At 71.8% G+C, this 26655-nt stretch carries 23 protein-coding genes; 16 read left to right on the top strand and 7 right to left on the bottom strand.

Annotated features, from left to right (window positions below):
* The first annotated feature begins 30 nt into the window (after positions 1-30).
* The 9 genes from ACSSS0_RS11225 to ACSSS0_RS11265 all read left to right on the top strand — a co-directional run bounded on the left by ACSSS0_RS11225 (position 31) and on the right by ACSSS0_RS11265 (position 10405).
* Positions 31-1020 (top strand): ABC transporter permease, encoded by a 990-nt coding sequence (locus tag ACSSS0_RS11225; RefSeq protein ID WP_487228011.1) that lies wholly within the window; start codon positions 31-33, stop codon positions 1018-1020.
* Positions 1017-1961, top strand: a complete 945-nt coding sequence (locus tag ACSSS0_RS11230; protein WP_435987950.1) for an ABC transporter permease — start codon at positions 1017-1019, stop codon at positions 1959-1961. Before ACSSS0_RS11225 ends, ACSSS0_RS11230 begins: the two co-directional genes overlap by 4 nt.
* Positions 1958-3811 carry an ABC transporter ATP-binding protein gene (locus ACSSS0_RS11235; RefSeq protein WP_487228012.1) on the top strand — a complete coding sequence of 618 codons (1854 nt, stop codon included), beginning with the start codon at positions 1958-1960 and terminating at the stop codon, positions 3809-3811. The genes ACSSS0_RS11230 and ACSSS0_RS11235 overlap by 4 nt, the downstream gene beginning before the upstream one ends.
* A 196-nt stretch (positions 3812-4007) precedes the next feature.
* A complete protein-coding gene (locus ACSSS0_RS11240) occupies positions 4008-5054 on the top strand; it encodes a LacI family DNA-binding transcriptional regulator (RefSeq protein WP_487228013.1) in 1047 nt (348 codons plus the stop codon).
* Positions 5055-5157: 103 nt separating this feature from the next.
* Positions 5158-6459 (top strand): glucoamylase family protein, encoded by a 1302-nt coding sequence (locus tag ACSSS0_RS11245; protein WP_487228014.1) that lies wholly within the window; start codon positions 5158-5160, stop codon positions 6457-6459.
* 123 nt (positions 6460-6582) lie between these two features.
* Positions 6583-7059, top strand: a complete 477-nt coding sequence (locus tag ACSSS0_RS11250) for a hypothetical protein (protein ID WP_487228015.1) — start codon at positions 6583-6585, stop codon at positions 7057-7059.
* A 162-nt stretch (positions 7060-7221) separates the two neighbouring features.
* Positions 7222-8547 carry an ABC transporter substrate-binding protein gene (locus ACSSS0_RS11255; protein WP_487228016.1) on the top strand — a complete coding sequence of 442 codons (1326 nt, stop codon included), beginning with the start codon at positions 7222-7224 and terminating at the stop codon, positions 8545-8547.
* A 281-nt stretch (positions 8548-8828) separates the two neighbouring features.
* Complete coding sequence (locus ACSSS0_RS11260) at positions 8829-9554, top strand: carbohydrate ABC transporter permease (RefSeq protein WP_487228017.1); 726 nt, start codon at positions 8829-8831, stop codon at positions 9552-9554.
* Positions 9554-10405 carry a carbohydrate ABC transporter permease gene (locus tag ACSSS0_RS11265; protein WP_487228018.1) on the top strand — a complete coding sequence of 284 codons (852 nt, stop codon included), beginning with the start codon at positions 9554-9556 and terminating at the stop codon, positions 10403-10405. The genes ACSSS0_RS11260 and ACSSS0_RS11265 overlap by 1 nt, the downstream gene beginning before the upstream one ends.
* 117 nt (positions 10406-10522) lie before the next feature.
* Here the strand turns inward: ACSSS0_RS11265 and ACSSS0_RS11270 are convergent, their stop codons facing one another.
* The 3 genes from ACSSS0_RS11270 to ACSSS0_RS11280 all read right to left on the bottom strand — a co-directional run bounded on the left by ACSSS0_RS11270 (position 10523) and on the right by ACSSS0_RS11280 (position 12497).
* Positions 10523-10855: a cupin domain-containing protein gene (locus tag ACSSS0_RS11270; protein WP_487228019.1), complete on the bottom strand. Its 333-nt coding sequence runs from the start codon at positions 10853-10855 to the stop codon at positions 10523-10525.
* An 82-nt stretch (positions 10856-10937) separates the two neighbouring features.
* Positions 10938-11342 (bottom strand): hypothetical protein, encoded by a 405-nt coding sequence (locus tag ACSSS0_RS11275; protein WP_487228020.1) that lies wholly within the window; start codon positions 11340-11342, stop codon positions 10938-10940.
* A gap of 33 nt (positions 11343-11375) precedes the next feature.
* Entirely contained in the window at positions 11376-12497 is a 1122-nt protein-coding gene (locus ACSSS0_RS11280) for a carbohydrate kinase family protein (protein WP_435987960.1), read from the bottom strand.
* A gap of 191 nt (positions 12498-12688) precedes the next feature.
* On the opposite strand from ACSSS0_RS11280, the gene ACSSS0_RS11285 reads away from it, so the two are divergent.
* Positions 12689-14050, top strand: a complete 1362-nt coding sequence (locus tag ACSSS0_RS11285; protein ID WP_487228021.1) for a 6-phospho-beta-glucosidase — start codon at positions 12689-12691, stop codon at positions 14048-14050.
* Positions 14051-14056: 6 nt separating this feature from the next.
* Here the strand turns inward: ACSSS0_RS11285 and ACSSS0_RS11290 are convergent, their stop codons facing one another.
* Entirely contained in the window at positions 14057-17239 is a 3183-nt protein-coding gene (locus ACSSS0_RS11290; protein ID WP_487228022.1) for a discoidin domain-containing protein, read from the bottom strand.
* A gap of 156 nt (positions 17240-17395) precedes the next feature.
* Here ACSSS0_RS11290 and ACSSS0_RS11295 point away from each other — a divergent pair, with 156 nt between their 5' ends.
* Both ACSSS0_RS11295 and ACSSS0_RS11300 read left to right on the top strand, forming a co-directional pair.
* The gene (locus ACSSS0_RS11295; RefSeq protein WP_487228023.1) at positions 17396-18154 is read left to right on the top strand and encodes a LamB/YcsF family protein; all 759 of its coding nucleotides are present in this window, start codon (positions 17396-17398) and stop codon (positions 18152-18154) included.
* Between the two features lie 2 nt (positions 18155-18156).
* Positions 18157-20028, top strand: coding sequence for a 5-oxoprolinase subunit B/C family protein (locus ACSSS0_RS11300; RefSeq protein WP_487228024.1), 1872 nt, complete (start codon positions 18157-18159; stop codon positions 20026-20028).
* Positions 20029-20031: 3 nt separating this feature from the next.
* Here ACSSS0_RS11300 and ACSSS0_RS11305 read toward each other — a convergent pair whose 3' ends face one another.
* Genes ACSSS0_RS11305 through ACSSS0_RS11315 form a run of 3 tightly spaced genes read right to left on the bottom strand, consistent with a single transcriptional unit; the run spans position 20032 to position 21895 of the window.
* Positions 20032-20916, bottom strand: coding sequence for a sensor histidine kinase (locus tag ACSSS0_RS11305; protein WP_487228025.1), 885 nt, complete (start codon positions 20914-20916; stop codon positions 20032-20034).
* Positions 20917-20924: 8 nt separating this feature from the next.
* The gene (locus ACSSS0_RS11310) at positions 20925-21209 is read right to left on the bottom strand and encodes a hypothetical protein (RefSeq protein WP_487228026.1); all 285 of its coding nucleotides are present in this window, start codon (positions 21207-21209) and stop codon (positions 20925-20927) included.
* Complete coding sequence (locus ACSSS0_RS11315; RefSeq protein WP_487228027.1) at positions 21209-21895, bottom strand: response regulator transcription factor; 687 nt, start codon at positions 21893-21895, stop codon at positions 21209-21211. Before ACSSS0_RS11315 ends, ACSSS0_RS11310 begins: the two co-directional genes overlap by 1 nt.
* Before the next feature lie 79 nt (positions 21896-21974).
* Here ACSSS0_RS11315 and ACSSS0_RS11320 point away from each other — a divergent pair, with 79 nt between their 5' ends.
* The 4 genes from ACSSS0_RS11320 to cysD all read left to right on the top strand — a co-directional run bounded on the left by ACSSS0_RS11320 (position 21975) and on the right by cysD (position 26611).
* Positions 21975-22931 carry a lytic murein transglycosylase gene (locus ACSSS0_RS11320; protein ID WP_435987972.1) on the top strand — a complete coding sequence of 319 codons (957 nt, stop codon included), beginning with the start codon at positions 21975-21977 and terminating at the stop codon, positions 22929-22931.
* A gap of 163 nt (positions 22932-23094) precedes the next feature.
* Complete coding sequence (locus ACSSS0_RS11325) at positions 23095-24819, top strand: nitrite/sulfite reductase (protein ID WP_487228028.1); 1725 nt, start codon at positions 23095-23097, stop codon at positions 24817-24819.
* Positions 24816-25565: a phosphoadenylyl-sulfate reductase gene (locus ACSSS0_RS11330; protein ID WP_487228029.1), complete on the top strand. Its 750-nt coding sequence runs from the start codon at positions 24816-24818 to the stop codon at positions 25563-25565. Before ACSSS0_RS11325 ends, ACSSS0_RS11330 begins: the two co-directional genes overlap by 4 nt.
* Positions 25562-26611 (top strand): sulfate adenylyltransferase subunit CysD, encoded by a 1050-nt coding sequence (gene cysD, locus ACSSS0_RS11335; RefSeq protein WP_487228030.1) that lies wholly within the window; start codon positions 25562-25564, stop codon positions 26609-26611. Before ACSSS0_RS11330 ends, cysD begins: the two co-directional genes overlap by 4 nt.
* Positions 26612-26655 lie beyond the last annotated feature (44 nt).

A 26655-nucleotide genomic window follows, 5' to 3' on the forward strand; every position in this document is an offset into this window, starting at 1 on the left:
AGCCGCCCCGGCCCGGGCAGAGAGGCCCGCATGACGTACTTCGCGCGGAAGTTCGGCTTCTTCCTGGCCACCCTCTGGGCGGTCGTCACCCTGAACTTCCTCATCCCACGACTCCAGCCCGGCGACCCGGCCGAGATCATGGTGAAGCGGATGGCCGGCAAGGACGCCGCCCTGGACCAGGCCCAGGTCGAGGCGATGCGGGCCATGCTCGGCACCCCGACGGATTCGCTGTGGCACCAGTACATCTCGTATCTGGGCGAGCTCGTCCACGGCAACTTCGGCCTGTCCTACACCTACTACCCCTTCCCGGTGACCGAGGTCATCGCGCAGGCGTTCTGGTGGACGGTCGTGCTCGTGACGATCGCGCAGTTGCTCTCGTTCGTCGGTGGCGTCGTGCTGGGGGCGTATGCCGCGTGGCGGCGCAACTCGCGCTTCGACTCCGTCGTCACGCTGGGCTCGACCTTCCTCGGCACGCTGCAGCCCTTCTGGATCGGTCTCCTGCTCCTCTACGTCTTCGGCTACAGCCTCGGCTGGTTCCCGACGTCGGGCGGCTACGAGGAGGCCACCCCGGGGTGGAACTGGCCGTTCATCCAGGAGGCCGTCTCGCACTCCTTCCTGCCGGCTCTGGCCTTGCTCATCGTCACGCCCATCGGCTGGATCCTCGGCATGCGCAACACGATGATCATGAACCTCGGCGAGGACTACATCCGGCTCGCCAAGGCCAAGGGCCTGCGCGACCGGGACGTCGCGCTGAAGTACGCCGCCCGGAATGCCTTGCTGCCCAGCGTCACCGGCTTCGCGCTCGCACTCGGCGGCGTCCTGGGCGGCGCGATCCTCGTCGAGACGGTCTTCGACTACCCCGGCATGGGCCGGTTGATGGGCGAGGCCGTCGAACAGAAGGACTACCCCTTGCTGCAAGCACTGATGCTCCTGACCACGGTCGGCGTGCTCCTCGCCAACCTCGTCGCAGACCTGCTCTACGGCGTGCTCGACCCGCGCGCGAGGAGGGCTGAAGGATGACGACGACCCCCGTACCCACCCCCGGCGAGGACTTCATGTCAGCGGGAGAGCCGGGTCAGGACCTTGCCGTCGAGCAGGTCAGCGACGTCGAGACACCTGACCAGTGGTGGCAGGTGATCTGGAGCAGCAAGAAGGCCAGGGTCGGCGTCATCGTCCTGGGCATCTACGTGCTCGTGGCCGTCTTCGCGCCCCTGATCGCTCCCCACGACCCGCTCGACGGGTCCTTCGAGCCGCTCGCCGGCCCGAGCTCGACCAACTGGCTGGGCACGACGACGAGCGGACAGGACATCGCGTCACAGCTCATCTACGGCTCGCGGATCTCGTTGCTGGTCGGGCTCTTCGGCGGTCTCTTCGCGACCGTGATCGCCACCGTCATCGGCCTCATCTCGGGCTACGCGGAGGGCAGCCTGCTCGACGACGGGCTGTCCTTCCTGACCAACGTCTTCCTCGTCATCCCCGTCTTCCCGCTCATCATCACCCTCGTCGCCTACTCGGAGGTGCGCGGACTCTGGCTCATCGTCGGCGTCGTGTCGATCACGTCCTGGGCCGGGGCGGCCCGTGCCAAACGCTCCCAGATCATCACGCTGCGCAACCGCGACTTCGTCACGGCGGCGAAGTTCTCGGGCGAGGGGACGTGGCGCATCGTCTTCCGCGAGATCATGCCCAACATGAGCTCGCTGGTGCTCGCGAGCTTCGTCGGTGCCGCGACCGGCGCCATCGCCGCCGAGGCAGGCCTGGCAGCACTGGGACTCGGTGACAGCCGGAACGTCTCGTGGGGCACGATGCTCTACCAGTCCAACGCGCAGGGAGCCATCGCCCAGGGTCTGTGGCTGTGGGTCTTCGCGCCGGGCCTCGTGCTCGCCATCCTCATGACCGCGACGACGTTCATCAACTTCGGCGTCGACCTGCTGAGCAACCCCCACCTGCGGGAGGACGCATGACACTCCTCGACGTGCGCGACCTCAGCGTCCGCTACGAGCCCAAGGCATCGCGCCCCCTCGACGCCGTCCAGGGGGTCAGCTTCTCCATCGAGCCGGGTGAGTTCGTCGGGCTCATCGGCGAGTCCGGATCGGGCAAGACGACGCTCGGCACGGCACTGTTGCGGTTGCTCCAGCGCCCGGGTCGCATCAGCGGTGGCTCGATCGAGTTCAACGGGACCGACATCACCGAGCTCCCGGAGGACGAGCTGCGCTCGCTGCGCTGGCGTGACCTCTCGACCGTCTTCCAGAGCAGCATGAACTCGCTCAACCCCGTCGTCCGGGTGGAGGCGCAGTTCCGCGACGTCATCGAGCAGCACTCGCAGCTGCGCGGCGAGGCGGTGACGCGCCGCATCCGCGAGCTCTTCGACATGGTCATCATCGACCCGAAGTTCATGACCGCCTTCCCGCACGAGCTCTCCGGGGGCATGCGCCAGCGGGTCAACCTCGCGCTGGCCCTGGCGCTCGACCCGAAGTTCATCCTCCTCGACGAGCCGACGACCGGTCTCGACGTCGTCGTGCAGCACTCGATCCTCGAGAACGTCCGGCGCCTCCAGGCCGAGCAGGGCTTCGCGGTCCTCTTCATCAGCCACGACATCGGCACCGTGCTCGAGCTCTCCGACCGCATCCTCGTGATGTATGCCGGTCGCATCGTCGAGGACCAGAGCGCCGGCGCGCTGCTGCGTGAACCCCTGCACCCGTACACGAAGGGGCTGCTCGGGTCGTACGGCGACCCCCGCGACGAGACCGTCAAGATCACCTACGTCCCCGGCCGGCCGCCGGACCTCAGCCGCGACATCGTCGGGTGCAGCTTCGCCCCGCGGTGCCCCGAGCGGATCCAGCTCTGCCTCGAGCAGGACCCGCCGCTCGTGCCGCTCAACGGTGGGCGGGTGGCCTGCCACGTCGCCGTGCTGCAGCGTGCGGACGGCGGCGCCGAGAAGTTCGGTGAGCCGAAGCGCGGATTCGAGGGACCCCAGTTCGTCAAGACCTCCGACGAGTCCCGGAGCGCCCTGGCCAACGAGGTCGTGCTCTCGGTCGAGAACGTCTCGAAGGTCTTCGAGCGCCGACGGGGCTTCACCGTCACTCGCACGGAGGCGGTCAGCGACGTCAGCTTCGAGCTCCGCAGGGGCGAGGTGACGGCGCTCGTGGGCCAGAGCGGCAGCGGCAAGTCGACCCTCGCCAAGATGATCACCGGTGTCGAGACCCCGACCGAGGGGCGCATCGTCTTCCACGGCCCGGACGGCGACAAGCTCGTCTCGGGCTTCAAGGGAAGGGCGCTGCGTGACTACCGCAGCGACGTCCAGATGGTCTTCCAGGACCCGTACAGCTCGATCAACCCCGCCAAGCGACTCGGCTACGTCCTGTCCCGTCCGCTCGTCAACTACCAGGGACTCAAGGGCGAGGAGCTGCGCGAGCGCGTCAAGGAGCTGCTCGAGCGGGTCGCGCTGACTCCGGCCGAGCGGTTCATCAACCGCTACGGCTACGAGCTCTCCGGTGGCCAGCGCCAGCGCGTCATCATCGCCAAGGCGCTCGCCGTCGAGCCGGAGATCATCGTCGCCGACGAGCCGATCTCCAGCCTCGACGTCTCGATCCGTGCCGAGATCCTCGAGCTGCTCAACGACCTGGTCAAGGAGAACGACGTCGGCATCCTCTACATCACGCACGACCTGCTGAGCGCCCGCATGCTCTCCGACGAGGTCATCGTCCTCAACAACGGGAAGGTCGTCGAGAAGGGGCCGACCCTCGGAGTCATCCGTGACCCCAAGGACGACTACACGCGCAGCCTGCTCGATGCGATCCCCAACCCGTTCTGAGGTCGCGCTCGGCAGGACCGTTCGGACGTCGCGGCGGGGTGGTCCGGGAGGGAGCCCCGGACCACCCCGCCGTGGCTGCCGAGCCGGCCGGACGGCATACGGCATCGGTCGCCGGGGCGGTCGGCCCTGGGTGCTGCGCCCCGCTTGTGAAGCGGCGCGGCGCCGTGCACAGTTGTCCCCGGAAGAGGGAGCCCGGGTGTCCACTGAGCACGATGACGCGCGACCGGTCACGATCTACACCGTGGCCGAGCGGGCCGGCGTGTCCATCGCCACCGTCTCGCGCGTGCTGAGCGGCTCGACCCCGGCGTCGGCGATGACCCGTCAGCGGGTGCTGCGGGCCGTCGAGGACCTCGAGTACGTCCCGCTCCGCGCCGGCCGCACCGTCGACGTGCCGTCGCACGAGACGCACGGGCTCGTCCTGCCGGGGCTGCGCGGGCCCTACTACTCCGAGCTGCTGTCGGGCTTCGAGTCGACGGCCGCGCGCGAGGGTCAGTCGGTCGTCGTGGTCGTGTGCGACGCGTCCAAGGACGCCGAGGCCTCGGTGCGCAAGATCCTCGGCCGTGTCGACGGCATCGTCATCGCCAACGACACGGTCAGCGACACGATGGTGCGCCAGATCGTGCGCTCCACCCCCACGGTGCTCGTCGCGCGCGACGCCATCGAGGGCTGCGACTCGGTGCAGGTCGAGAACTTCATCAGCTCGGCCGAGCTGACCCGGCACCTGCTCGAGCACGGCCGCACCCGGCTCGTCTTCGTCGGCGACCCCGACACCTCGCACGACGTCTCGGAGCGCTACCGCGGCTTCCAGCACGCCCTGACCCGCAAGCGCGGCGCCGAGGTGGCCGGCCCGATCCGCGTCCAGTACGAGGAGACGTCGGGTCGCCGCGTCATGGAGGGCCTGCGCGAGGCCGAGACCGCCGGCGCCGAGATCGACGGGCTCGTCTGCGCCAACGACGAGCTCGCGCTCGCGACGATGGTGCTGCTCGGCCGCGAGGGCCGGCGCGTGCCCGACGACATCGCGGTCGTCGGCTTCGACGACATCATGACGTCGCGCTACCTCGCGCCGGGCCTGACCACGGTGCAGCAGCCGATGCGCGAGCTCGGGCGGTGGGCCGCGATCCGGCTCCACGAACGCATCGGCGGGCGCACGTTCGACGTGCACCCCCAGGTGCTGCCCACCCGCATGGTCGTGCGCGGCTCGTGCGGCTGCGACTGGGACCAGACCTCCGTCGTCGGCGACTGACCCCACCGCAACCCCAACCCCGTCGAGTGGTCACTTCGCTCGTCGAGTGGTCACTTCCGTGCATCCCCCAGACCCGCCAACCCACGCCGAAGGACCCTTCCGTATGCCTGACCGCACCACCCTGCTCCGCTGGGCCGCCGACACGTGGCGCTCCTTCGAGGCGATGACCGACCCCGACACGGGCCTGCCGACCGACAGCATCGCCGCCTCGCTCGACCCCGCGACGCGCAGCGGCTACACGTCACCGACGAACATCGGCGGCCTGCTGTGGTGCACCGTCGCCGCCCGCGACCTCGGCCTCGCGGCCGCCGACGACGCGCACGACCGCCTCGCGCGGCTCCTCGCGACGCTCGCCCGCATGGAGGTGCACGACGAGTCCGGGATGTTCTACAACTGGTACGACGACCGCTCCGGTGCCCTGCTCCGCCGGATGCCCGACAGCGGGCACGACATCCAGCAGTTCCTCTCGAGCGTCGACAACGGCTGGCTCGCGGCCGGCCTCATGGTGGCCGCCGCCGCCGAGCCCCGCGTCGCGCCTGCAGCCCACGTCGTGCTCGACCTGATGGACTTCGGGGTCTTCCACGACCCCTCGGCCGGGCCCGACGGGCCGGGCGGGCGCCTCACCGGCGGCTTCTGGGTCCACGACCCGGGCCAGCCGACCCGGCGCGCCGCCTTCGTGCCGGGGCACGCCGAGGTGTTCCACACGACGCACCACTACGACCTGCTCGACTCGGAGCCGCGGATCGCGAGCTACGTCGGCATCGCCCACGGCCAGATCCCGCCGGAGCACTATGCCGCGCTCGACACCCCGCTGCGGCACTACCGGGGCCGCGACGTCGTGCCGACCTTCGGCGGGTCGATGTTCGAGGCGCTCATGCCGACGATCTTCGTGCCCGAGGCGACGTGGTCGCCGGACACGTGGGGTGTCAACGAGGCCCGGACGGTCACGTTGCAGCGGGAGTACGCGATGGACGACAAGGGTTACGGCTACTGGGGATTCAGCCCCTCGGCCTGCCCCGGCGAGGGCTACTCCGTCTTCGGCGTCCAGCCCATCGCCTGGGAGCCCGACGGCTACCCGAGCGAGCGCGACGGCGAGGTCGTCGTCACGCCGCACGCCTCGGCCATGGCGCTCATGGTCGAGCCGGACGAGGCAGCCGACAACCTCGTCCGCATCGAGCGCGACCTCGGCGCCTACGGATCGGGCGGCTTCATCGACGCCGTCGACACCCGCACCGGTCGGCACGCGGGTCGCCACCTCTCGCTCGACCAGTCGATGGTGCTCGGCGCCCTCGCGAACGTCCTCGCCGACGACTGCCTCCGGCGCTGGTTCTGCACGCCCGAGGTCGAGGCCGTGCTGCGCCCCGTCGTCGCCGCCCGCGAGATGCCGCTGACCGGTCCTGCCTGACGGACGAGACCCGGCAGGTTGTGGAGTTCCTCCGGCACCTGGTGCCGGAAGGACTCCACAACCCCACCGACAGGCCGGTCGTACGCTGGAGGTGCCCCGAGCGCGTGAGAGGCGGTGGCGGTCGTGTCGCAGTGGCGTGAGCAGTGGTCGGAGCAGGAGTGGGTCACGCTCCGGCTCGCCCCCGTGTGGGTGCTGAGCGCCCTGGCCGGACGGGTTCGCTTCGACGAGGACGAGCGTGGCGCCTTCTGGGACGCCGTGACCGACGCGGCCCTGCGCAGCGCGGGTCCGGGACGCGAGCTGCTCGGCACCGCGGCAGCCGAGCGCCGTTGGCTCTTCGACGAGTTCGAGCTCGACGGCCGCCCGATCGTCTCCGGACTGCTCTCCGTCACGCGGCTGCTCGAACGGATGGCCGTCGAGACCCGGGACGACGTGCGCGCCACGGTCCTGCGGGTCGGGGAGGGCGTCGCCCGCGCCCGCGGCCACTTCGGCCGGCGCATGACGCTCGAGGACGAGCAGACGCTCCTGCTCGTCCACCAGCTGCTCCGGACCGCACCGGAGACCACGAGCGACAACCCGCTCAACTCGCCCGCCGCCATCTGAGCCACGTCCCCGCCGCTCGGATGTCGGGGAGTGGCCCATCCGGCATACGCGGAGGTTACGGGCATACGATCGCCGGGTGGGCGAGGTCGAGCAGACTGGCCGGACGTCCACCGTGGTGAACGGCGCCCGCACACCCGGGCAGGAAGGACGCAGGGGAACCTCATGTCTGACAAGGAGATCGGCCGCGAGATCGGCCAGGCCCTCGGGGCCCACCTCAGCCGGCGCTCGCTCTTCGCGCTCGGCGGTGCCGCTGCGGTCACGGGTGCGCTCGCTGCGTGCGGCAGCAACACCGGACGCGAGCCGGCAGCCACCGGTGGCGCGACCGGCGGAGGCAGCGGCGCCACGCTCAACCAGTGGTACCACCAGTACGGCGAGGCCGGCACGCAGCAGGCCGTCGAGCGCTACGCCGCCGCCTACAAGGACGCCACCGTCAAGGTCAGCTGGAAGCCCGGCGACTACGACCAGTCCACCGCAGCCTCGCTGCTCACCGACGCCGGGCCCGACGTCTTCGAGTACGGCAACGGCCCGACGATCGACATGATCAAGGGCGGCCAGGTCGTCGACCTCACCGACCTCATCGGCGACACGAAGTCCGACTTCAACCCGAGCATCCTCGAGCGGATGACCTACGAGGGCAAGACGTACGCCATCCCGCAGGTCGTCGACATGCAGCTGCTCGTCTACCGGAAGTCGATGCTCGACAAGGCCGGCATCACCCCGCCCGAGACCATCGACGAGCTCATCGACGCGGCGAAGAAGCTGACCCAGGGCAACGTCAAGGGCCTCTTCCTCGGCAACGACGGCGGCGCCGGGCTCATGGGTGGCCCGATGCTGTGGTCGGCCGGGCTCGACTACCTCACCAAGGACAACCAGTTCGGCTTCGACGACCCGCGCGCGGCGACCGCCCTCGGCAAGCTCCGCGAGATGTGGGACGCCAAGGTGCTGCTCCTCGGGGCGCCCAAGGACTGGTTCGACCCGTCGGCCCTGACCGCCGGCCTCACGGCGATGCAGTTCACCGGCCTCTGGACCTTCCCCGACCTCAAGAAGGGCCTCGGCGACGACTTCGGCGTCATGGCCTGGCCCGCCCTCGACGGCCAGGGCAAGGCGTCGGTCCCCGTCGGCGCCTACGGCTCGTGCGTCAGCGCCAAGAGCAAGGACGTCGAGGCCGCCAAGAGGTTCGCCACGTGGCTGTGGATCGACCAGACGGCCTACCAGCTCGACTTCGCGACGGCCTACGGCTTCCACATCCCGTCGCGCACGAGCCTCATCAGCCAGGCGTCGACGCTCGCGAGCGGGCAGGCGGCCGAGGCGGCCAAGCTCGCGACCGACGTCGGCCACGCGCAGAGCCCGATCCTGTGGACGCCCAAGTGCGCCACGGCCTTCGGTGACGCGATGAACCGCATCGTCAAGGAGGGCGCCGACCCGGCAGGCGAGATCGCCAAGGTCAAGACCGTGGCCGACGCCGAGCTGAAGCGGGTCCTCGCCTGACAGCGCAGGCCGACCCGGCGGCATACGACAGCGCCGCGCAGCGGAAGGCAGCCGACCGGGCGACGCCACCCCCCACCGAGCCGGGGAGGCCGTCGCTCGGTCGTCGCCTGCGCGGGCGCCAGGACCGCAACCTGTGGTTCTGGGTCTTCGTCGGGCCGTTCGTCATCGGGCTCATCGTCTTCGTCTACATCCCGATCGCCTGGTCGATCTACCTGTCGTTCTTCGAGTCCTACAACACCGTCACCCCAACGAAGTTCGTCGGCGTCGGCAACTACGTCGACATGCTGCGCGACCCCGCCTTCCGCAACAGCCTCATCACGTTCCTCGCCTTCGCCGTCTTCATCGTGCCGACGACCTTCGTCATCTCGCTCGGGGCGGCGCTGCTCGTCGCGCGCACCCGCGTCATGCAGTCGTTCTTCCGGTCGGTCTTCTTCCTGCCGACCGCGTGCTCCTACGTCGTGGCCGCACTCGTCTGGAAGATGTCGATCTTCAGCGGCATCCGCTCGGGCCTCGCCAACGCGGTGCTCGGCTGGTTCGGCATCGACTCGATCCCGTGGCTCAGCCTCGCCGAGCCGCCGTGGTACTGGCTCGTCATCGTGACGGCGCGGCTCTGGCTGCAGGTCGGCTTCTACATGATCCTCTTCCTCGCCGGCATCCAGCGGATCAGCCCGACGCTCTACGAGGCGGCTGCGATCGACGGCGCCGAGGGGTGGAAGGTCTTCCGTCACATCACCCTGCCGCAGCTGCGCGCGACGTCGACGGCGGTGCTGCTGCTCCTGCTCATCAACGCGTTCCAGGCGTTCGACGAGTTCTACAACATCCTGTCGACCTTCGGCACCTACCCGCCCTACGCGCGGCCGCCGCTCGTCTACCTCTACTACACGGCGCTCGGCTCGGGTCAGGACTTCGGCCACGGGTCGGCCGGCGCCGTCATCCTCACCCTCATCATCGCGATCGTCGCCGTGGTGCAGGGCCGCATCCTCCGACTCGGCGACAGGGGCGACTGATGGCGATCGTCCGCAGCAGGCGGCAGTCCCGCATCACGGGGTGGGCCCGCTACAGCGCCCTCGTCGCGGCGGCGCTGCTCTTCCTCGTCCCCTTCTACCTGCTCGTGCGCAGCGCGTTCATGCGCGAGCAGGACCTCGGCTCGCCCGACTTCCACTGGCTGCCGCCGGTCTGGGAGACCTCCAACCTCACGGGCCTCTTCGACAACCCGGCGATCCCGATGGCGCGCAGCCTGCTCAACTCGGGCCTCATCGCGGTGACCCAGACGGTCGGCGTCCTCATCGTGTCAGGCCTCGCCGGCTACGGCCTGGCGCGCATCCCGTACCGCTGGTCCAACGCCGTCTTCTACACGATCACCGCGACCCTGCTCATCCCGGCGGCCGTGACGTTCGTGCCGAGCTTCGTCCTCGTGTCGACGCTCGGCTGGATCTCGACGCTGCGCGGCCTCATCATCCCCGGGCTCTTCCAGGCGCTCGCGACGTTCCTCTTCCGGCAGTTCTTCCTCGGCTTCCCCAAGGAGATCGAGGAGGCGGCCTTCATCGACGGACTCGGCTACTGGGGCACGTTCTGGAAGATCGTCGTGCCGAACTCGTTCGGCTTCGTCGCGGCCATCGGCACGATCACCTTCATCGGCTCGTGGAACGCCTTCCTCTGGCCCCTCGTCATCGGCCGCGACCAGGAGTCGTGGACGGTGCAGATCGCGCTCTCGACCTTCCTCACGGCGCAGTCGGTGCAGGTGAGCCAGCTCTTCATGGCGGCGCTCGTCGCGATCGTGCCGCTGCTGCTGATGTTCCTCTTCCTCCAGCGCTGGATCGTCGAGGGCGTCGAGCGCACCGGCATCGGCGGCGACTGAGTGCGGTGGATCGTCGGCACCCGAGGCCGGTGACCCACCGCGCACCGCTGCGTGGCGGCGACCGACGGCGTGTAGCGGGCCGCCGGGGTCGGCCCGGTCGGGCCGGGTCAGCCCCCGTCAGGGCAGCTTGGCGACGGTGAGCAGCACCGCAGAGTCCTCGAGCGCCTCGAGGGAGTGGCGCGCCTGCGGGACGACGATCAGGTCACCCGGCGCACCCTCCCAGGACGCGTCGGCCGTGCTGATGCGCACCCGTCCGCGCAGCACCTGGACCGTGGCCTCGCCGGGGTTCTCGTGCTCGGTCATCGACCGGCCGGCGGCCATCGCGACGACGGTCTGGCGCAGCACGTGCTCGTGGCCGCCGTAGACCGTGTCGGCGTCGCGCCCGCTCGAGGCCGTCGTGGCGTGTTCGAGCAGCTCCCGCGCGAGGGCGGTCAACGACGACTTCTCCATGCACTCACCATGGCACCCCGGGGCCCGGCCGTCGATGGCGCCGACCCACTGATGGCGTATGCCGGGTGGCCCGGTCCCCGGGTCAGCGCACGCGCCGCAGGTGGTCGGGAGCCGGCATCCGGCGCACCTCGACGCTCCAGAAGCGGACGACGAGCGGGTAGGACGGCACGAGCACGACCCGGTGCTCGAAGCCGCCGTCCCCGGTGGGCACGACCTCGGACCGCTCGACCTCGGCGGCAGCCGCGACGGCGCGGTCGAGGTCGCGCCGGTTGGTGTGGAGCACGACGGCGCCGACGTAGGTGACGGTGGCGAGCTCGTGGCCCCGGTCGGTGTCGCCGGCGAGGAGGGTCCAGCTGAACGAGTCCCCGGCGATCGACCAGTCCTGCACCTGCGCGGCGTGGAGGTCGAGGGCCGCGAGGTCGCTGACGTCGGCGGGCAGCTCGGGCAGCTCGGGCAGCTCGGGCAGCTCAGCAGGCATCTCGGTCACCTCGCCATCGTGCCCCGTGGCGACGGGTGACGGTCAGTCGAGGTCCTGGACGTCGGCGCGCTTGGCGATCGTGGCGGTCGCGCGGCGGCACGCCATGACCGGCACGCGCGGCACGATCTCGTCGAGGAAGCCGAACCGGCGCCGGAGCGAGCGGTGGTAGGCGTCGCCGCTCGTGTCGGAGACGAGTGCGGTCCACCAGTCGGCGAGGTCGCCCCAGCCGGGAGCCGCGAGCGAGCCGCCGTACTGCTGGAGCGCGAGCCCGGCACACAGGCTGGCGAAGGTCATCCGCTGCTCGAGCGGCCACTCGGCGAGGGTGCCGACGAGCAGGGCGGCTCCGAAGACGTCGCCGGCCCCGGTCGGGTCGACCTCCTGCACCCGCAGCGCCGGGACCCGTGACTCCTCGCCCGTGCGTGCGTCGATGCCGAGGGCCCCGTTGGCGCCGTCGGTGACGATCGCGACGGGCACGCGGTCAGCGAGGGCGTAGACGGCCTCGACGGGCGAGCGGGTGCCGGTGTAAGCCATCGCCTCGACGGCGTTAGGCATGAAGACGTCGCAGCGCTCGAGCCGGTCGAGCACGTGCGGCGACCACTGCTCCTTGGGGTCCCAGCCGACGTCGGCGAAGACGAGCGCGCCGTTGTCGCGGGCCCGGTCGACCCACGTGGGTCCGCTCGCCCCGAAGGCCTCGTCCTCACCGAGGTCGACCATGACCGCGCGCGACCGCGGGGGCGTGCCGATGAGCTCGGCAGCGGCGACCGGCGCGGGGTGGCCGTGCGAGACCATGCTGCGGTCGCGGTCGACCGACATCGAGACGGTGACGGGGCTGTGCCAGTCGGCGAAGCGGCGGCTCCGGGCGAGGTCGATGCCCTCCTGCTCCTCGAGCGTGCGCCAGCAGAAGTCGCCGTAGTCGTCGTCGCTGAACGCGGCCGCGAGCCCCGTGCGCAGGCCGAGGCGGCGGGTGGCGACGGCGAGGTTGGCGATGCCGCCCGGGCACGAGGCGAGACCCTCGGCCCACACCTCGGTGCCCGGCTTGGGTGCGCTGGGGAGCCCGGCGAAGATCATGTCGAGGAAGACCGTGCCCCAGACGAACACGTCGAGCGACGGCTCGTCGGCGGTGCGACGGGACGCGAGCGGGTCGAACGTGTGGTTGAGAGGCACGCCCCCATGATCCCGCACTCCGGTCCGCGACTCGCCGGGATTGACGCCGACGTGTGCCGTGGGCCGGCCGGCGCGACCGCGAGCCCCACGTGGGCCGGCCGGCGCGACCGCGAGCCCCACGTGGGCGCGCCGTCCCTCCCATCGAGTGGCCCCGCCGTCACACCTTGGTACGGTCCGAGGGTGGTGCTGCCATGAAGCTGGTCATTCTCGGCGGGGGCGGGTTCCGCGTGCCGCTCGTGCACGGTGCGCTGCTGCGCGACACCGCGGACCGGCGCGTCACCGAGGTCGTGCTCCACGACACGGACGGCGCACGGCTCGACGTCATGCGGCAGGTCCTCGCCGCCCAGGCCGCGTTGCACCCGGCCGCCGCGACCGCGCCGCCCACGGTCACGGCGACGACCGACCTCGACGCGGCGCTCGCCGGCGCCGACTTCGTCTTCTCCGCGATGCGGGTCGGAGGCCTCGAGGGCCGCACCGCTGACGAGCGGATCGCGCTCGACCTCGGGCTCCTCGGCCAGGAGACGACCGGACCGGGCGGGGTCGGCTACGGCCTGCGCACGGTGCCGGTCGCGCTCGACGTCGCCGAACGCGTACGCCGTCTGGCGCCCGACGCGTGGGTCATCAACTTCACCAACCCCGCGGGGCTCGTGACCCAGGCGATGCAGACGGTGCTCGGCGAGCGGGTCGTCGGCATCTGCGACTCCCCGCTGGGTCTCGCCAAGCGCGCGGCCGGAGCCCTCGGTCACGACCTCGACGACCTCGAGATCGACTACGCCGGGCTCAACCACCTCGGCTGGCTCACGGGTCTGCGCCACGACGGCCGCGACCTGCTGCCCGACCTCCTCGCCGACGACGCCGCGCTCGGCGCCATCGAGGAGGGGCAGCTCTTCGGCACCGACTGGCTGCGGTCGCTCGGGTCGCTGCCCAACGAGTACCTCTTCTACTACTACTTCACCCGCGACGCGATCGCCCAGATCACCGGGGCTCCGCAGACGCGCGGCGAGTACCTCGTCGGTCAGCAGGCCGACTTCTACGCCGGGGTGGCCGCAGATCCCGAGCAGGCCTGGCAGCGTTGGGACTCCGTGCGTCGCGACCGCAACGCGACCTACATGCAGGAGACCCGCGAGGGGGACGACGGGCAGTCGCACGAGCGCGCCGAGGCCGACGTCGCGGGCGGCGGCTACGAGGGCGTCGCGCTCGCGCTCATGGCGGCGATCGCCCGGGACGAGCCGGCCCGCCTCATCCTCAACGTCCGCAACGGCGGCGCCGTCGCGGGACTGCCGGACGACGCCGTCGTCGAGGTGCCGTGCCGGGTCGACGCGGCCGGCCCCGTCCCCGTCGCGGTGAGCCCGCTCCCCGGCCACGCGCTCGGGCTCGTGCAACAGGTCAAGGCCGTCGACGAGATCGTCATCCGGGCCGCGATCGAGCAGTCGAGATCCCTTTCGGTGCAGGCCTTTGCGCTCCACCCGCTCGTCGACTCGGTCACCGTCGCGCGCGAGCTGCTGACGGCATACGAGAGCCGCTTGCCCGACTTCTACGGGTCACTCTCGTAGACCTCCTCAGCCCGACGTGACGGTGAACCTCCGGACCGTGACGGTGCGGCCCGACTCGCCGGGCGCCTCGACGGACAACCCCACGTAGCGGGCCGACGTCCCGAGCCTCAGGGAGCCCAGCTGCGTGCCGGGGCCGACCCGGCCGACGCGGCGGAAGGCCAGGCCGTCGTCCGAGATCTCGACGGTGCCGAAGCCGGGCGCGGTGCCCCAGTCGACGACCGCCGTGCCGAGGGCGCGGGCGTCGCCGAGGTCGACCACCATGCGGCCCGACCCGGTGACCTCCCACGCCGTCGAGTCCGCGCCGTCGACCGCCGCAGCCGGCGAGGTCATCGTCGGGGGCAGGGGTGAGGTCGGGAACGTCTGACGGGTCAGGGCCAGGTCGTCGAGGGGGTATGCCGTGCCGCTCACCCTCGCGGTCGTCGTCCGGGTGCGCGACACCGTCACGCGGCGGTGCTCGCCGTTCGCGAAGGTGAGGTCGACCTGGCCGTCGATGCCGCTCAGGCGTGCGGTGACGGCATCGTCGATGGTGACGACGAGGCCCTCCGCCGGCCGGCCGCCGCCGATCGCCGAGACCGTCGCCCGCGGTGCGAGCACCGCCCCCGACGACGCGGCGAGCGCGGCCGTGAGCACGCTGCCGTCGCCGGCGACGCGCTGCGAGCCGTCGTAGCAGGCCACGGCGCCCTCGGAGGGCAGCGCGACGTCGGTGTCGACCGCCGCGCCGGTGAGGTTGACGAGGCTGAGCAGGCCGCCCGCGAGGGACGCCGTGACGCCCGGCGTCCCCGGTCGCGGAGCAGCAGCCTCCGCGGTCGCTGCGAGCCGCGCGAGATCGGCCGACCGGACGTCCGGGAGGCCCTCGACGACGATGCCGGCACTGCCCGCGGCCGGACCGGCCGACAGCGTGAGGATGCTGTCACCGACCTCGATCGGGTTGGTCGAGCCGCGCACGAGGAACCCGACCCGGTCGTCGATGCCGACCCAGCGCGAGCTGCGCAGGACGCGGGGGTAGGAGCCGCGCGTCGTCCACGAGGTGCCGTCGTCGGACGTCTGCACGACGTAGGCCCGCCCGGCCGACGCCTCCCAGTCGATCGTCACCTCGGCGATCGCGGTCGGGGTCCCGAGGTCGACGGCAAGCCAGCTGTCGGCACGCGGACGGTCGGCCCGCGACACGGCCCACCGGGTCGACGAGCTCGCGTCGGTCGCGAGGGACGGGCCGCGGCCGGTGTCGCTCGACGAGGCCGTGGTCGGGCGGCGGGCCGCGAGGTCGGCGCCGTCCGCGGTGGAGCGCACCTCGAAGGAGACGATCGAGTAGCCGTAGGTCGGGTCGGGTGTCACGCCGAGCATCCGGACGTGGCGCGCCGTCACCGACCCGGGGACGTCGACGACGTCACGGCGCGCGACGCCGCTGGGCAGGGGACCCTGCGCGTCAGGGGCCTTGGCCTCGAGCGTGCCGTCTGCGGTGACGAAGGTGCGGCTGCCGTCCAGCCCGCGCACGCCGGGCATCGTCAGGTTGTGCAGCCCGAACGTGCCCTCGCGGTCGGCCACCCCCGAGCTCGTCATGACGACCTCGCCGCCGGGAAGCGTGGCGAGCCCGACCCGTCCGGCCGTGCCGAGGGTGAGCACGGTGACCGACGCGTCGTAGCCGTCGCGTGCCGCGGCATACGTGCGCACGTTCCGACCGGTCACCCCGAGGTTCGTGCGAGGGAGGTACATCGGCGAGCTGCCACCGAGGTTGAAGAACCAGTCGTCGTGCACGGGCTGCCACGCGAGCTTGACGAAGCCGGCCTTGCTGACGGCGCCGGCCCAGGCGCGCGGGCTCTGGTGCGAGACGATGCCCGGACCCGAGCCCAGGTCGACGGCCCCGGTGCCGGCGGCATACAGCTCCTCGGAGGTCAGGGGCACGGGCACGTCACCGTGGGCGGCGCGCCACTCGTGGAGCAGGAAGCTGATCGCGACCTCGGCGCGCGCCTCGGGCTCGTACTTCGGCTCGCCGGAGAACTTCGTCAGGCGGTACTCCGGCGGGTAGGCGAGATAGGGCAGCAGCCGCTCGGCGAGGTCGGTCTCGGCGCGGGCAGCGGCGCGGTCGCCGATCACCTGCGCGAGGAAGGCGATCGGGATGACGTCGCGGCCGTAGAGGTGCTCGCGGTCGTCGACGAGCGGCATGAGCGGCTCGCCCGCGTCGCTCATGACGCCGACGAGGCGGTTCCACAGCGGCTCGCCGTTGGGCTGGCGGGTCAGCACCTCGGGCAGCGGCCGGCCGGCGACGATGAAGTGGGCGGAGTTGCGGCCCGAGGTGCGCCAGAGCTCGGACTGGTAGTGCGGGCCGAACGACCCGTGGTTCTCGACGACGAACGTGTCGTAGATGTTGTGGGAGGTGTTGGTCAGCACCGGGATGCCGTCGACGAGGGTCGGGTTGGCCGCGTCGGCCTGCGGGAGCCCGGCCTCGTTGCGGCTCCAGCGGCCGTACGTGGCCATCCAGCTCTCCCAGCGGGGGTCGTCGGACCCCCACGCCAGGCCCGGGGCGAGGGACTGCGTGTAGACCCCCATCTCCTCGAGCTTCGTGTCGCCGACCCAGCCGCCCTTGAGGCCGTTGGGGCTCCAGGACCCGGAGGCGGGGTCGTCGGAGGTGCCGAGGGACGTCGTGTAGGCCGCCTGCTCGACGGCGATGGCCTGCATGCGGTCGCGCGTCTGTGGGTCGAGCTCGTCCCAGAGCAGGCGCGCGGCGAGCTGGACGTAGAGCTGGAAGGTGCTGTCCCAGAAGAGGGTCCGGCCCCACTCGGTGCCGCCGGCGTTGCGGTTGGTGCCGGCGAAGTGCTTGATGGTGGCCAGGGTGCGCTGCCGGAGGGTGGCCTCGTCGATGCCGGCCTCGTCGGCGTCGTAGTCGCCGCGTGTGAGCAGGAGCGCGTGGCCGAGGACGACGGCGAAGTTGAAGTCCGTCTTGCGGTAGGTGCCCGCGGACGCGTCCCACTGCGTCTCCGTCCAGCGGGTGTGGCGCAGCAGCGCGCGGTGGTAGGTCTGCGCCACCGCGTCACCGTCCAGCCAGCCGGCGGGTGGCGCGAGCGGCGCCACGCCGGACTCGGACACGCCGAACGCGGACGCCGTGGGCGCTTGGGTGAGGGGCAGACAGGTCGCGACTCCTCCCGCTCCGAGGAGCCCGAGGAAGCGGCGGCGAGAGGTGACGGTCGTTGTCATGCCGTGATCCTTCGGCGGCGCCCGAACGGACGTCAACGGTCCGTCACAGGACTGTCCGATCCGGACAGCCGCATCGGACAGGGCGCGCCACGAGTCGGGGCTTCGCATTCCGCGGCGGGCCCACCACGGCGCACGGTCGTGGGGCAGGATCGAGACATGCGACTCGACCTCAACGCCGACGTCGGCGAGTCCTACGGCGCCTGGACCCTCGGAGACGACGCCGCCGTGCTCGACGTCGTGACGAGCGCCAACGTCGCCTGCGGCTTCCACGCGGGCGACCCGCTCACCCTGCGCACGACGTGCCGGTATGCCGCCGAGCGGGGTGTCGTCGTCGGCGCCCAGGTGGCCTACCGCGACCTCGTCGGCTTCGGTCGGCGCTTCATGGACGTCCCGCCCGACGAGCTCGCGGCGGACATCATCTACCAGCTCGGTGCCCTCTCGGCGATCGCCCAGGTCGAGGGCACCGACGTGGCCTACGTGAAGCCGCACGGCGCCCTCTACAACGCGGTCGCCCACCACGAGGCGCAGGCCCGGGCACTCGTCGACGCCGTCGTGGCCGTCGACACGTCGCTGCCCGTCCTCGGCCTGCCCGGCAGCCTCGTGCTCGAGATGGCGACCGACGCCGGGCTGCGCGCCGTCACCGAGGCGTTCGCCGACCGCGGCTACACCCCGGACGGGCGACTCGTCCCGCGCACCGAGCCCGGCGCCGTGCTGCGCGACCCGGCCGAGGTGGCGGCCCGGGTGGTCAGGCTCGCCCGCGACGGACTCGTGACCGCCGTCGACGGCACCGACGTCGAGGTGCGCGCCGAGTCGGTGTGCATCCACGGCGACACCCCCGGCGCGGTCGCGATGGCGCGGGCCGTGCGCGCGGCGCTCGAGCAGTCCGGCGTCGAGATCCGCCCCTTCGCGGGCTGAGCGTGGACGCCCGGCTGCTGCCGATGGGCGGCGCGGCCCTGCTCGTCGAGGTGGCCGACACCGACGCCGCGCTCGCCCTCCGCGCCCACCTGGCGCCGCTCGTCGAGGGCGCCACGGGCGTGTGGGAGGCCGTCGACCACCTCGTCGTCGGGGCGCGCACCGTGCTCGTCGCGCTCCGTGACCCGAGGCGGCGCTCTGACGTGGGACGGGCGTGCCTCGACGAGGCGACCGGCCTGGCCGCGGCGGTGACCGAGGTGGCCGAGGCGGTCGTCGAGGTCCCCGTGAGCTACGACGGGCCCGACCTCGACCAGGTCGCGGCCCTGACCGGCCTGACCCGCGACGAGGTCGTCCGTGCCCACACCGGCACGACCTGGCGGGTGGGGTTCGGGGGCTTCGCGCCCGGCTTCGCCTACCTCGTCGACGGTGACCCGCGCCTGCAGGTCCCGCGTCGCGCCGAGCCCCGCACGCGGGTCCCCGCCGGATCCGTCGCTCTCGCAGGGCCGTTCGGCGGCATCTACCCCCAGGACTCGCCCGGTGGGTGGCAGTTGATCGGCACGACGGACGCCGTGCTGTGGGACGTCGACCGGGACCCACCCGCGCTGCTCGCTCCGGGCACCTCGGTCCGCTTCGTCGATCTCGACGCCACCGCCCACCCCCCGTCGAGTGGCCCCGTGACCCCTCCCGCCACCTCCAACCCACTATCGAGTGGCCCCGTGACCCCTCCCGCCACCTCCAACCCACTATCGAGTGGCCCCGTGACCCCTCCCCCCACCTCCAACCCCCCGTCGAGTGGCCCCGTGACCCCTCCCGTCCCATCCGTCCCGGAAACGCATGGGACGGCGGGGCCACTCGACGGTCTGGAGGGTGTTCAGGCTGGGACGGCGGGGCCACTCGACGGTGGTGGGGGTCGAGCACGTGGGGCCTCTGGGGCTTCTGGAGTTCCTGGGGTTCCTGGGGCTGTGGGGCCACTCGAGGGTGGGGTTCGTCGCGGGCTGGAGGTGCTTGCGACGGGGCCGCTCACGCTCGTCGAGGACCTCGGACGTCCGGGACTCGCCGACGTGGGAGTGGGCCGCTCCGGGGCAGCCGACCCCACGGCATACCTGCTAGGGCTGCGGCTCGTCGGGCACCTGCTCGACCCCGCGGAGGCGGGCGGGCCGGCGCCCGCGTCGCTCGAGGTCACGCTCGGCGGCCTCTCGGTGCGGGCCCACGGAGACCTGCTCGTCGCGCTGACCGGCGCGCCCTGCCCTGCCGACGTCGACGGCAGACCGGTCGCGCACGGCGCCCCCGTCGCCCTCGCCGACGGACGGCTGCTCACCCTCGGTGCGCCTGCGGCCGGACTGCGCACGTGGCTGGCGGTGCGCGGCGGCATCACGGTCGCGCCGGTGCTGGGCTCCCGCTCGACGGACACGCTGGCCCGGGTGGGCCCACCGGTGCCGACGGTCGGTGACGTCCTGCCCGTCGGAGCCGCGCCGCCGACGTTCCCCGTCGTCGAGGTGGCGCCCCAGCAGCCGACCCGCGGTGGCGAGGTCGTGCTCGACGTCGTCCCGGGACCACGTGCCGAGTGGTGCGACCTCGCCGGCGTGGACGAGGGTGCGTGGACCGTCTCGTCGCGCAGCAACCGCGTGGGAATCAGGTTGGAGGGCAAGATGATCCAGCGCAAGCCCGCGTATGCCGACTGCGAGCTCCCGAGCGAGGGCGTGGTCCCCGGCGCGGTGCAGGTGCCCCCCGGTGGCGAGCCCGTCGTCTTCCTCGCAGACCACCCGGTCACTGGCGGCTACCCCGTTGTCGCCGTGCTCACCCCCCGAGCCGTGGCGCTCGCTGCCCAGCTGCGCCCCGGCCAGCACGTGCGGCTGCGGTGGTCACGCGGGGAGTGACCCTCAGGCGCTGCGGGCCCCGGTCCCGGCGTCCGGCCCGTGCCGCACCCCCGAGCGCCACACCGACACCCGTTCGGGGGCAGCGGGCGCGCTGACCGGCGTCGGCCGGACGACGGGAAGGGCCGCCGGCTCGTGACGGACCGGGAGGATCATGGCGACGTCCGCGCCGTTCCAGGGTGAGACCCCGAGCTGGACCCAACCGCCGAGCCGCGTCGCGACGTCCCGCACGAGGGAGAGACCAAGACCCGTCTGGGAGAGGTCGTCGCGGGTCCCGTCGAGCACGATCCCGTCCTTCCCGGCTCCGCCGTCGTCCAGCTGCCGCAGGTCCTGGGCTGCGGCCGACCGCAGCATGTCGGTGGTGAAGCCGCGCCCCGAGTCGGCGACCCCGATGGCGACGGCGTCGCGCATCGGACGGGCATAGAGCAGCACGATGTCGTTGTCGTGCGTCGTGTAGCGCAACGCGTTCTCGATGAGGGTGTCGAGACACGCCCGCAGCCGCTCGCCCGAGCACTCCAGCGTGTGCGCCGACGACTCGACCTTCCAGCGGCGCTGGGCGACGGCCGACCACCGCTCGGCCGTCTGGTGCAGCACCGCGTCGAGCTCGACCTCCGTGACCTCGAGGTCCGACCCGACCCGCATGCTGCGCACGAGCCGCTCGCACACGCGGGTGAGCCGCGCCAGCTCCTCGTCGATGACCTGGAGGTCGGCGAGGTCCTCGCCGGGTGGTGTCCGGTCCATGAGCATCTCGAGGTAGCCGCGCGAGATCATGAGCGGCGACCGCATCTCGTGGGAGGTGCGCAGCGTGAGCAGCTCACGCATCGTCGAGTCGGCCCGCTCCCGGGCGGCGTTGACCGTGAGCTCCGAGAGGGCCTGCTGGCGTCGGCGCACGTGCCAGATCATGAGGCCATGAGCAGCAGCATGAGCGGGATCTCGCTGGTCTCCTGCCAGTCGAGGACGTCGACCGAGACGCGGTGGACGAGGATCGCCCCGGTCACGAAGGTGAAGACGCCGAGACTGACCCACGTGGAGCGTGGGCTCCACTGCTCGATGCCGAAGCAGAGCGCGAAGGCCGCCCAGGCGATGTGGTACGGCACCGTCTCGCTGCCGGGCAGCGCGATCATCGCGACCGAGCAGAGCGCCGCGAAGACGCTCCAGACGAGGACCATCCGGTGCCGCACCATCAGTTGTCCTCGTAGAGCCCGTACCCGACGCCGCGCAGCGTCTCGATCGGGATGTCCTGGCCGAGCTTGGCGCGGAGCCTGCCGACGCACACCTCCACGACGTTGCTGCCCGGGTCGAAGTCGAGGTGCCAGACGTCGTGGAGCAGCTCCTCCTTGTGGCACACCTGGCCGGCGCGTCGCATGAGGTGCGCGAGCAGGCTGAACTCGCGCTCGGTGAGCGAGGCGCTGAGCGAGCCGAACGTCGCCCGACGTCGCCCGACGTCGAGGCGTATGCCGGCCACCTCGAGGAAGCCGTCGTCCACGGGTGCGCGCGTCGGCCCGACGTTGCGCCGGACCCGGGCCAGCAGCTCCGTGAGGCTGAACGGCTTGGACACGACGTCGACGGCGCCGCGGTCGAGCGCCTCCACGCGGGCGCCCACGTCGGTGACGCCGGACAGGACGATCACCGGTGTCGTCTGCTTGCGCTGGTTGAGTGCGGTGAGCACGGCGAGGCCGCTACCTCCCGGTATCACGAGGTCGAGCACGACGAGATCGACGTCCCTCGACTCGAGCCGGTCTATCGCGGCGTTCGCCGATGCAGCCGTCACCACCGAGTGGCCCTGTGACGACAGCGACTTGGACAGCAAGGCGCCCGGTGACTCGGCAGGACGACGTCCCGGGCGTGGTGTAGCGGGGCAGCCGTCCATCCCGTGGATTCGGCAGCGTGAGCGCCGTGGTGGGGTTGTACTTGGTCAAGGACCACGCTGTCGTCGAGGAGAAGAGGACATGACACGCCGCACCGGGCGACGACTGACCGCGGCACGAGCCGCGGCGGCCTCCGTCGCCGTGGCGACGGTGCTGCTCGGGTCGGCGTCATGGGCAGCGGCCGACAGCGCGCCGGCCGTGCCGACACCGACACCCGCACCGCTGCTGTCACCCCTGGTCGGTGGGGCCACGCCCTCGACGAGCCCCGCAGGCCCGACCCAGCCCGCGACACAGCCGCCGTTCGATGCCGGGTTCGGCTCCGTGGCGGGCGACCTCGTGCTCCCGGTCTTCGACGAGATCCGCGTCGCGGCCGCGCTCTTCGCCGAGGCCGCGGCTCCCGTCCCGGTCGAGGCGCTCGAGCCCGGCGGTGGGTCGAGCAGCAACCCCACGCCGTGGCGGCCGAAGGCGGTCATCAAGATCCCGGTGGTCACGAGCGTGCCCCCGAAGGGCACCACGAAGCCGACCGCGCGCACCAAGGACGAGATCGTCTGGGCGGCATACGCCTCCGCCGCCGAGCGGCAGCGCTCCTGCCGCATCCCCGTCATGCTCCTCGCCGCGATCGGCGAGGTGGAGTCGTCCTCGCTCCGCGGCCGGAGGCTCGACGCGTCGCACGACGTCGTCCCCCCGGTCCGCGGTCCGGCGCTCTCGGGCGGCTCGTTCGCCGCGATCCGCGACTCCGACGGCGGTCGCTACGACGGCGACCCGGTGTGGGACCGCGCCGTCGGTCCGATGCAGTTCATCCCCGGCACGTGGCGCCTCTGGGGCGCCGACGGCAACGGCGACGGCGTCAAGGACCCGCAGAACATCGAGGACGCGGCGCTCGCCGCGGCGAACTACCTCTGCGCGGGCGGCCGGGACCTGTCGCGACCGGCCGACCTCTCCGCGGCGGTGCTGTCCTACAACCACTCGCAGCGCTACCTCTCGACGGTGCTCGGCATCGTCCAGGCGGTCGACTCCGGCCAGCTCGCCGGCCCCTGACCCCGCCCTCCAACCGTCGAAAGGCCACAAACCTGGACGCAGTTCGTGGCCTTTCGACGGTTGAGGGGGCGTGGCTGCGCGGCATTCCCACTGGTTCGGTGGGAAAGGGCCGCACTCTGGACCCGCTTGGGCGATGATAAGCAGTGGTTATACATTCGATTACATGACCGTCACCGACACCGCGACCGGCACGGCCCCGGTGCGCCCCGGCACCCGCCCGCCCCGCACCGGCCGCTCCAACGGCCAGTGGAAGGTCGACGGCGCCGAGCCCCTCAACGCCAACGAGGCGTGGAAGCAGGAGGACGGCGGCCTCAACGTCCGTGAGCGGATCGAGCAGATCTACTCGCGCGAGGGCTTCGCGTCGATCCCGCCCCAGGACCTCTCCGGGCGCTTCCGCTGGTGGGGGCTCTACACGCAGCGCCGCCCCGGCATCGACGGCGGCCGCACGGCCCAGCTCGACGACACCGAGCTCTCCGACGAGTACTTCATGCTCCGCGTCCGCCTCGACGGCGGTGCGATCAGCCTCGCCCAGCTCAAGGTCCTCGCCGAGATCAGCCACGAGTTCGCCCGTGGCACGGCCGACATCAGCGACCGCCAGAACATCCAGTACCACTGGATCCGCGTCGAGGACGTGCCGGAGATCTGGCGGCGCCTCGAGGCCGTCGGCCTCCAGACGACCGAGGCGTGCGGCGACACCCCGCGCGTCATCCTCGGCAGCCCCCTCGCGGGGGTCGCGCAGGACGAGATCATCGACCCGACGCCGGTCATCGACGAGATCCTCGACCGTTACGTCGGCGACCCCGAGCTCGCCAACCTGCCGCGCAAGTTCAAGTCGGCCATCACCGGCCACCCGAGCCTCGACGTCGTGCACGAGATCAACGACATCTCCCTCGTCGGCGTCGTCCACCCCGAGCTCGGCGCCGGCTACGACCTCTGGGTCGGCGGCGGCCTCTCGACGAGCCCTCGCCTCGCCGAGCGCGTCGGTGTCTTCGTGCGGCCCGAGGAGGCGGCCGAGGTCTGGCACGGGGTCATCCGGATCTTCCGCGACTACGGCTACCGGCGCCTGCGCAACAAGGCCCGCCTCAAGTTCCTCCTCGCCGAGTGGGGGCCCGAGAAGTTCCGCCAGGTGCTCCAGGACGAGTACCTCGAGCGCGAGCTTCCCGACGGCCCGCCGCCGGCACCCGCCAGCGGCCCCGGCGACCACGTCGGCGTGCACCTGCAGAAGGACGGCAAGCGCTACATCGGCGCGGCCCCGACCGTCGGACGCATCAGCGGCGACGTCCTCACCGGTCTCGCCGAGCTCCTGGAGTCGGTCGGCTCCGACCGCCTGCGCCTCACCCCGCACCAGAAGCTCGTCGTCCTCGACGTCCCGGGCCGCCGGGTCCGTGGCGCCGTCAGCCGTCTCGAGAAGCTCGGCCTCAGCACCGCCCCGAGCCCCTTCCGCCAGCACACGATGGCGTGCACCGGCATCGAGTTCTGCAAGCTCGCCATCGTCGAGACCAAGGCGACGGCCGCGACGACGATCGCCGCGCTCGAGCAGCGGCTCGCCGACGTGACGGAGCAGCTCGACACCCCGATCAGCCTCAACGTCAACGGCTGCCCCAACTCCTGCGCCCGCATCCAGGTCGCCGACATCGGGCTCAAGGGCCAGCTCGTGACGATCGAGGGCGAGCAGGTGCCGGGCTTCCAGGTGCACCTCGGCGGCGGCCTCGCCTCCGTCGACCGCGACGAGGCCGGCCTCGGACGCACCGTCCGCGGCCTCAAGGTGACGGCCGACGACCTGCCCGACTACGTCGAGCGCGTCGTGCGGACCTTCCTCGACCAGCGCGAGCCCGGCGAGACCTTCTCGTCGTGGACCCGCCGAGCAGACGAAGGAGCACTTCTGTGACCGCAGTCCCCCTCGCGACACCGAAGGTCCCGCGCAAGCGGCGCAGCGAGACCGAGCTCAAGGCCATCGTCGACGACTTCAACGCCACGCTCGGCGCCGACCCGGAGCACGAGCCGACGGCCGACGAGGTCGCCGCCTGGGCCGCCTTCCACTTCGACGGCACCCTCGCGGTGGCCTGCTCGATGGCCGATGCCGTCCTGCCGCACGTCGTCTCGCGCTTCGCGCCCGGCGTCGACGTGCTCTTCCTCGAGACCGGCTACCACTTCTCCGACACGATCGTCACCCGCGACATCGTCGCCGAGGACCTGCCGATCACCCTCGTCGACGTGATGCCTGAGCTGACCGTGACCGAGCAGGACGAGAAGTACGGCCCGCGCCTCTACGAGCGCGACCCCGCGCTCTGCTGCCAGATGCGCAAGGTCGAGCCGCTCGCTCGCACGCTCCCGCTCTACGAGGCGTGGGTGACCGGCGTCCGTCGCGAGGAGGGCCCGACCCGGGCCGACACCCCCCTCGTGACGTGGGACGCCAAGAACGGCCTCGTCAAGATCAACCCGCTCGCCGCGTGGACCTTCGACGAGCTCCTCGCGTATGCCGGTGAGCACCAGGTCGAGGTCAACTCCCTCCTCTCCGACGGCTACCCGTCGATCGGCTGCGAGCCGTGCACCCGCCGGGTCGAGCCCGGCGAGGACCCCCGCGCCGGCCGCTGGGCCGGCTTCTCCAAGACCGAGTGCGGACTCCACACATGACGACGACCAGCACCCCGACCACCCGCGTCATCGCCGACGACAGCGTCACCGACGACAGCGTCGCCGACGACACGGCATTCCGGAATGAAGGGTCGGACGCTCACAAGCTCGCGAGCGACCCTTCCCCGGCTCCAGCCAGCGACGGAGACGACCGGCGCCTCACCCACCTCGACGCCCTTGAGGCCGAGGCGATCCTCGTCATCCGCGAGATGGCCGGCGAGCTCGAGCGTCCCGCCCTGCTCTTCAGCGGCGGCAAGGACTCCGTCGTCATGCTCCACCTCGCGACGAAGGCCTTCTGGCCGGCGCCGATCCCCTTCCCGGTGCTCCACGTCGACACGGGCCACAACTTCCCCGAGGTCCTCGCCTACCGTGACGAGACGGTCGAGCGGCTCGGTCTGCGGCTCGTCGTCGCGAGCGTGCAGGACTACATCGACGACGGCCGGCTCCGCGAGCGCGCCGACGGCACCCGCAACCCGCTCCAGACCGTGCCCCTGCTCGACGCCATCAACGAGCACCGCTTCGACGGCGTCTTCGGTGGCGGCCGGCGCGACGAGGAGAAGGCGCGCGCCAAGGAGCGCATCGTCAGCCTCCGCGACGAGTTCGGCCAGTGGGACCCCAAGAACCAGCGCCCCGAGCTGTGGAACCTCTTCAACCCCAGGCACCGGCCGGGCGAGCACGTGCGCGTCTTCCCGATCAGCAACTGGACGGAGGTCGACATCTGGCGCTACATCGACCGCGAGGACATCCCGCTCGCGCCGCTCTACTACGCCCACGAGCGCGAGGTCTTCCAGCGCGACGGCATGTGGCTCGCCGTCGGGCCGGTGAGCCGGCCGCGTGACGACGAGGCCGTCGAGACGCGCCTCGTGCGCTACCGCACCGTCGGCGACATGTCGTGCACGGGCGCCGTGGAGTCCCCGGCCCGCACGAATGCCGAGATCGTCGTCGAGGTGGCCGCCTCGACCCTGACCGAGCGCGGCGCGACGCGCGCCGACGACCGGATCTCCGAGGCCGCCATGGAGGACCGCAAGAAGGAGGGGTACTTCTGAAATCCCCACGACGTTCTCCGCTCGTCCCCTGCTCCGATACCTCG

It is taken from the genome of Terrabacter sp. R4-6 (genome assembly GCF_057529065.1).

What these genes read in the sequence shown, in the direction of transcription:
- ACSSS0_RS11225 (WP_487228011.1), top strand. Translation starts at nt 31, where the DNA reads ATGACGTACTTCGCGCGGAAGTTCGGCTTCTTCCTGGCCACCCTCTGG.
- ACSSS0_RS11230 (WP_435987950.1), top strand. Translation starts at nt 1,017, where the DNA reads ATGACGACGACCCCCGTACCCACCCCCGGCGAGGACTTCATGTCAGCG.
- ACSSS0_RS11235 (WP_487228012.1), top strand. Translation starts at nt 1,958, where the DNA reads ATGACACTCCTCGACGTGCGCGACCTCAGCGTCCGCTACGAGCCCAAG.
- ACSSS0_RS11245 (WP_487228014.1), top strand. Translation starts at nt 5,158, where the DNA reads ATGCCTGACCGCACCACCCTGCTCCGCTGGGCCGCCGACACGTGGCGC.
- ACSSS0_RS11255 (WP_487228016.1), top strand. Translation starts at nt 7,222, where the DNA reads ATGTCTGACAAGGAGATCGGCCGCGAGATCGGCCAGGCCCTCGGGGCC.
- ACSSS0_RS11260 (WP_487228017.1), top strand. Translation starts at nt 8,829, where the DNA reads ATGCTGCGCGACCCCGCCTTCCGCAACAGCCTCATCACGTTCCTCGCC.
- ACSSS0_RS11265 (WP_487228018.1), top strand. Translation starts at nt 9,554, where the DNA reads ATGGCGATCGTCCGCAGCAGGCGGCAGTCCCGCATCACGGGGTGGGCC.
- ACSSS0_RS11270 (WP_487228019.1), bottom strand. Translation starts at nt 10,855, where the DNA reads ATGGAGAAGTCGTCGTTGACCGCCCTCGCGCGGGAGCTGCTCGAACAC.
- ACSSS0_RS11285 (WP_487228021.1), top strand. Translation starts at nt 12,689, where the DNA reads ATGAAGCTGGTCATTCTCGGCGGGGGCGGGTTCCGCGTGCCGCTCGTG.
- ACSSS0_RS11290 (WP_487228022.1), bottom strand. Translation starts at nt 17,239, where the DNA reads ATGACAACGACCGTCACCTCTCGCCGCCGCTTCCTCGGGCTCCTCGGA.
- ACSSS0_RS11295 (WP_487228023.1), top strand. Translation starts at nt 17,396, where the DNA reads ATGCGACTCGACCTCAACGCCGACGTCGGCGAGTCCTACGGCGCCTGG.
- ACSSS0_RS11310 (WP_487228026.1), bottom strand. Translation starts at nt 21,209, where the DNA reads ATGGTGCGGCACCGGATGGTCCTCGTCTGGAGCGTCTTCGCGGCGCTC.
- ACSSS0_RS11315 (WP_487228027.1), bottom strand. Translation starts at nt 21,895, where the DNA reads ATGGACGGCTGCCCCGCTACACCACGCCCGGGACGTCGTCCTGCCGAG.
- ACSSS0_RS11320 (WP_435987972.1), top strand. Translation starts at nt 21,975, where the DNA reads ATGACACGCCGCACCGGGCGACGACTGACCGCGGCACGAGCCGCGGCG.
- ACSSS0_RS11325 (WP_487228028.1), top strand. Translation starts at nt 23,095, where the DNA reads ATGACCGTCACCGACACCGCGACCGGCACGGCCCCGGTGCGCCCCGGC.
- cysD (WP_487228030.1), top strand. Translation starts at nt 25,562, where the DNA reads ATGACGACGACCAGCACCCCGACCACCCGCGTCATCGCCGACGACAGC.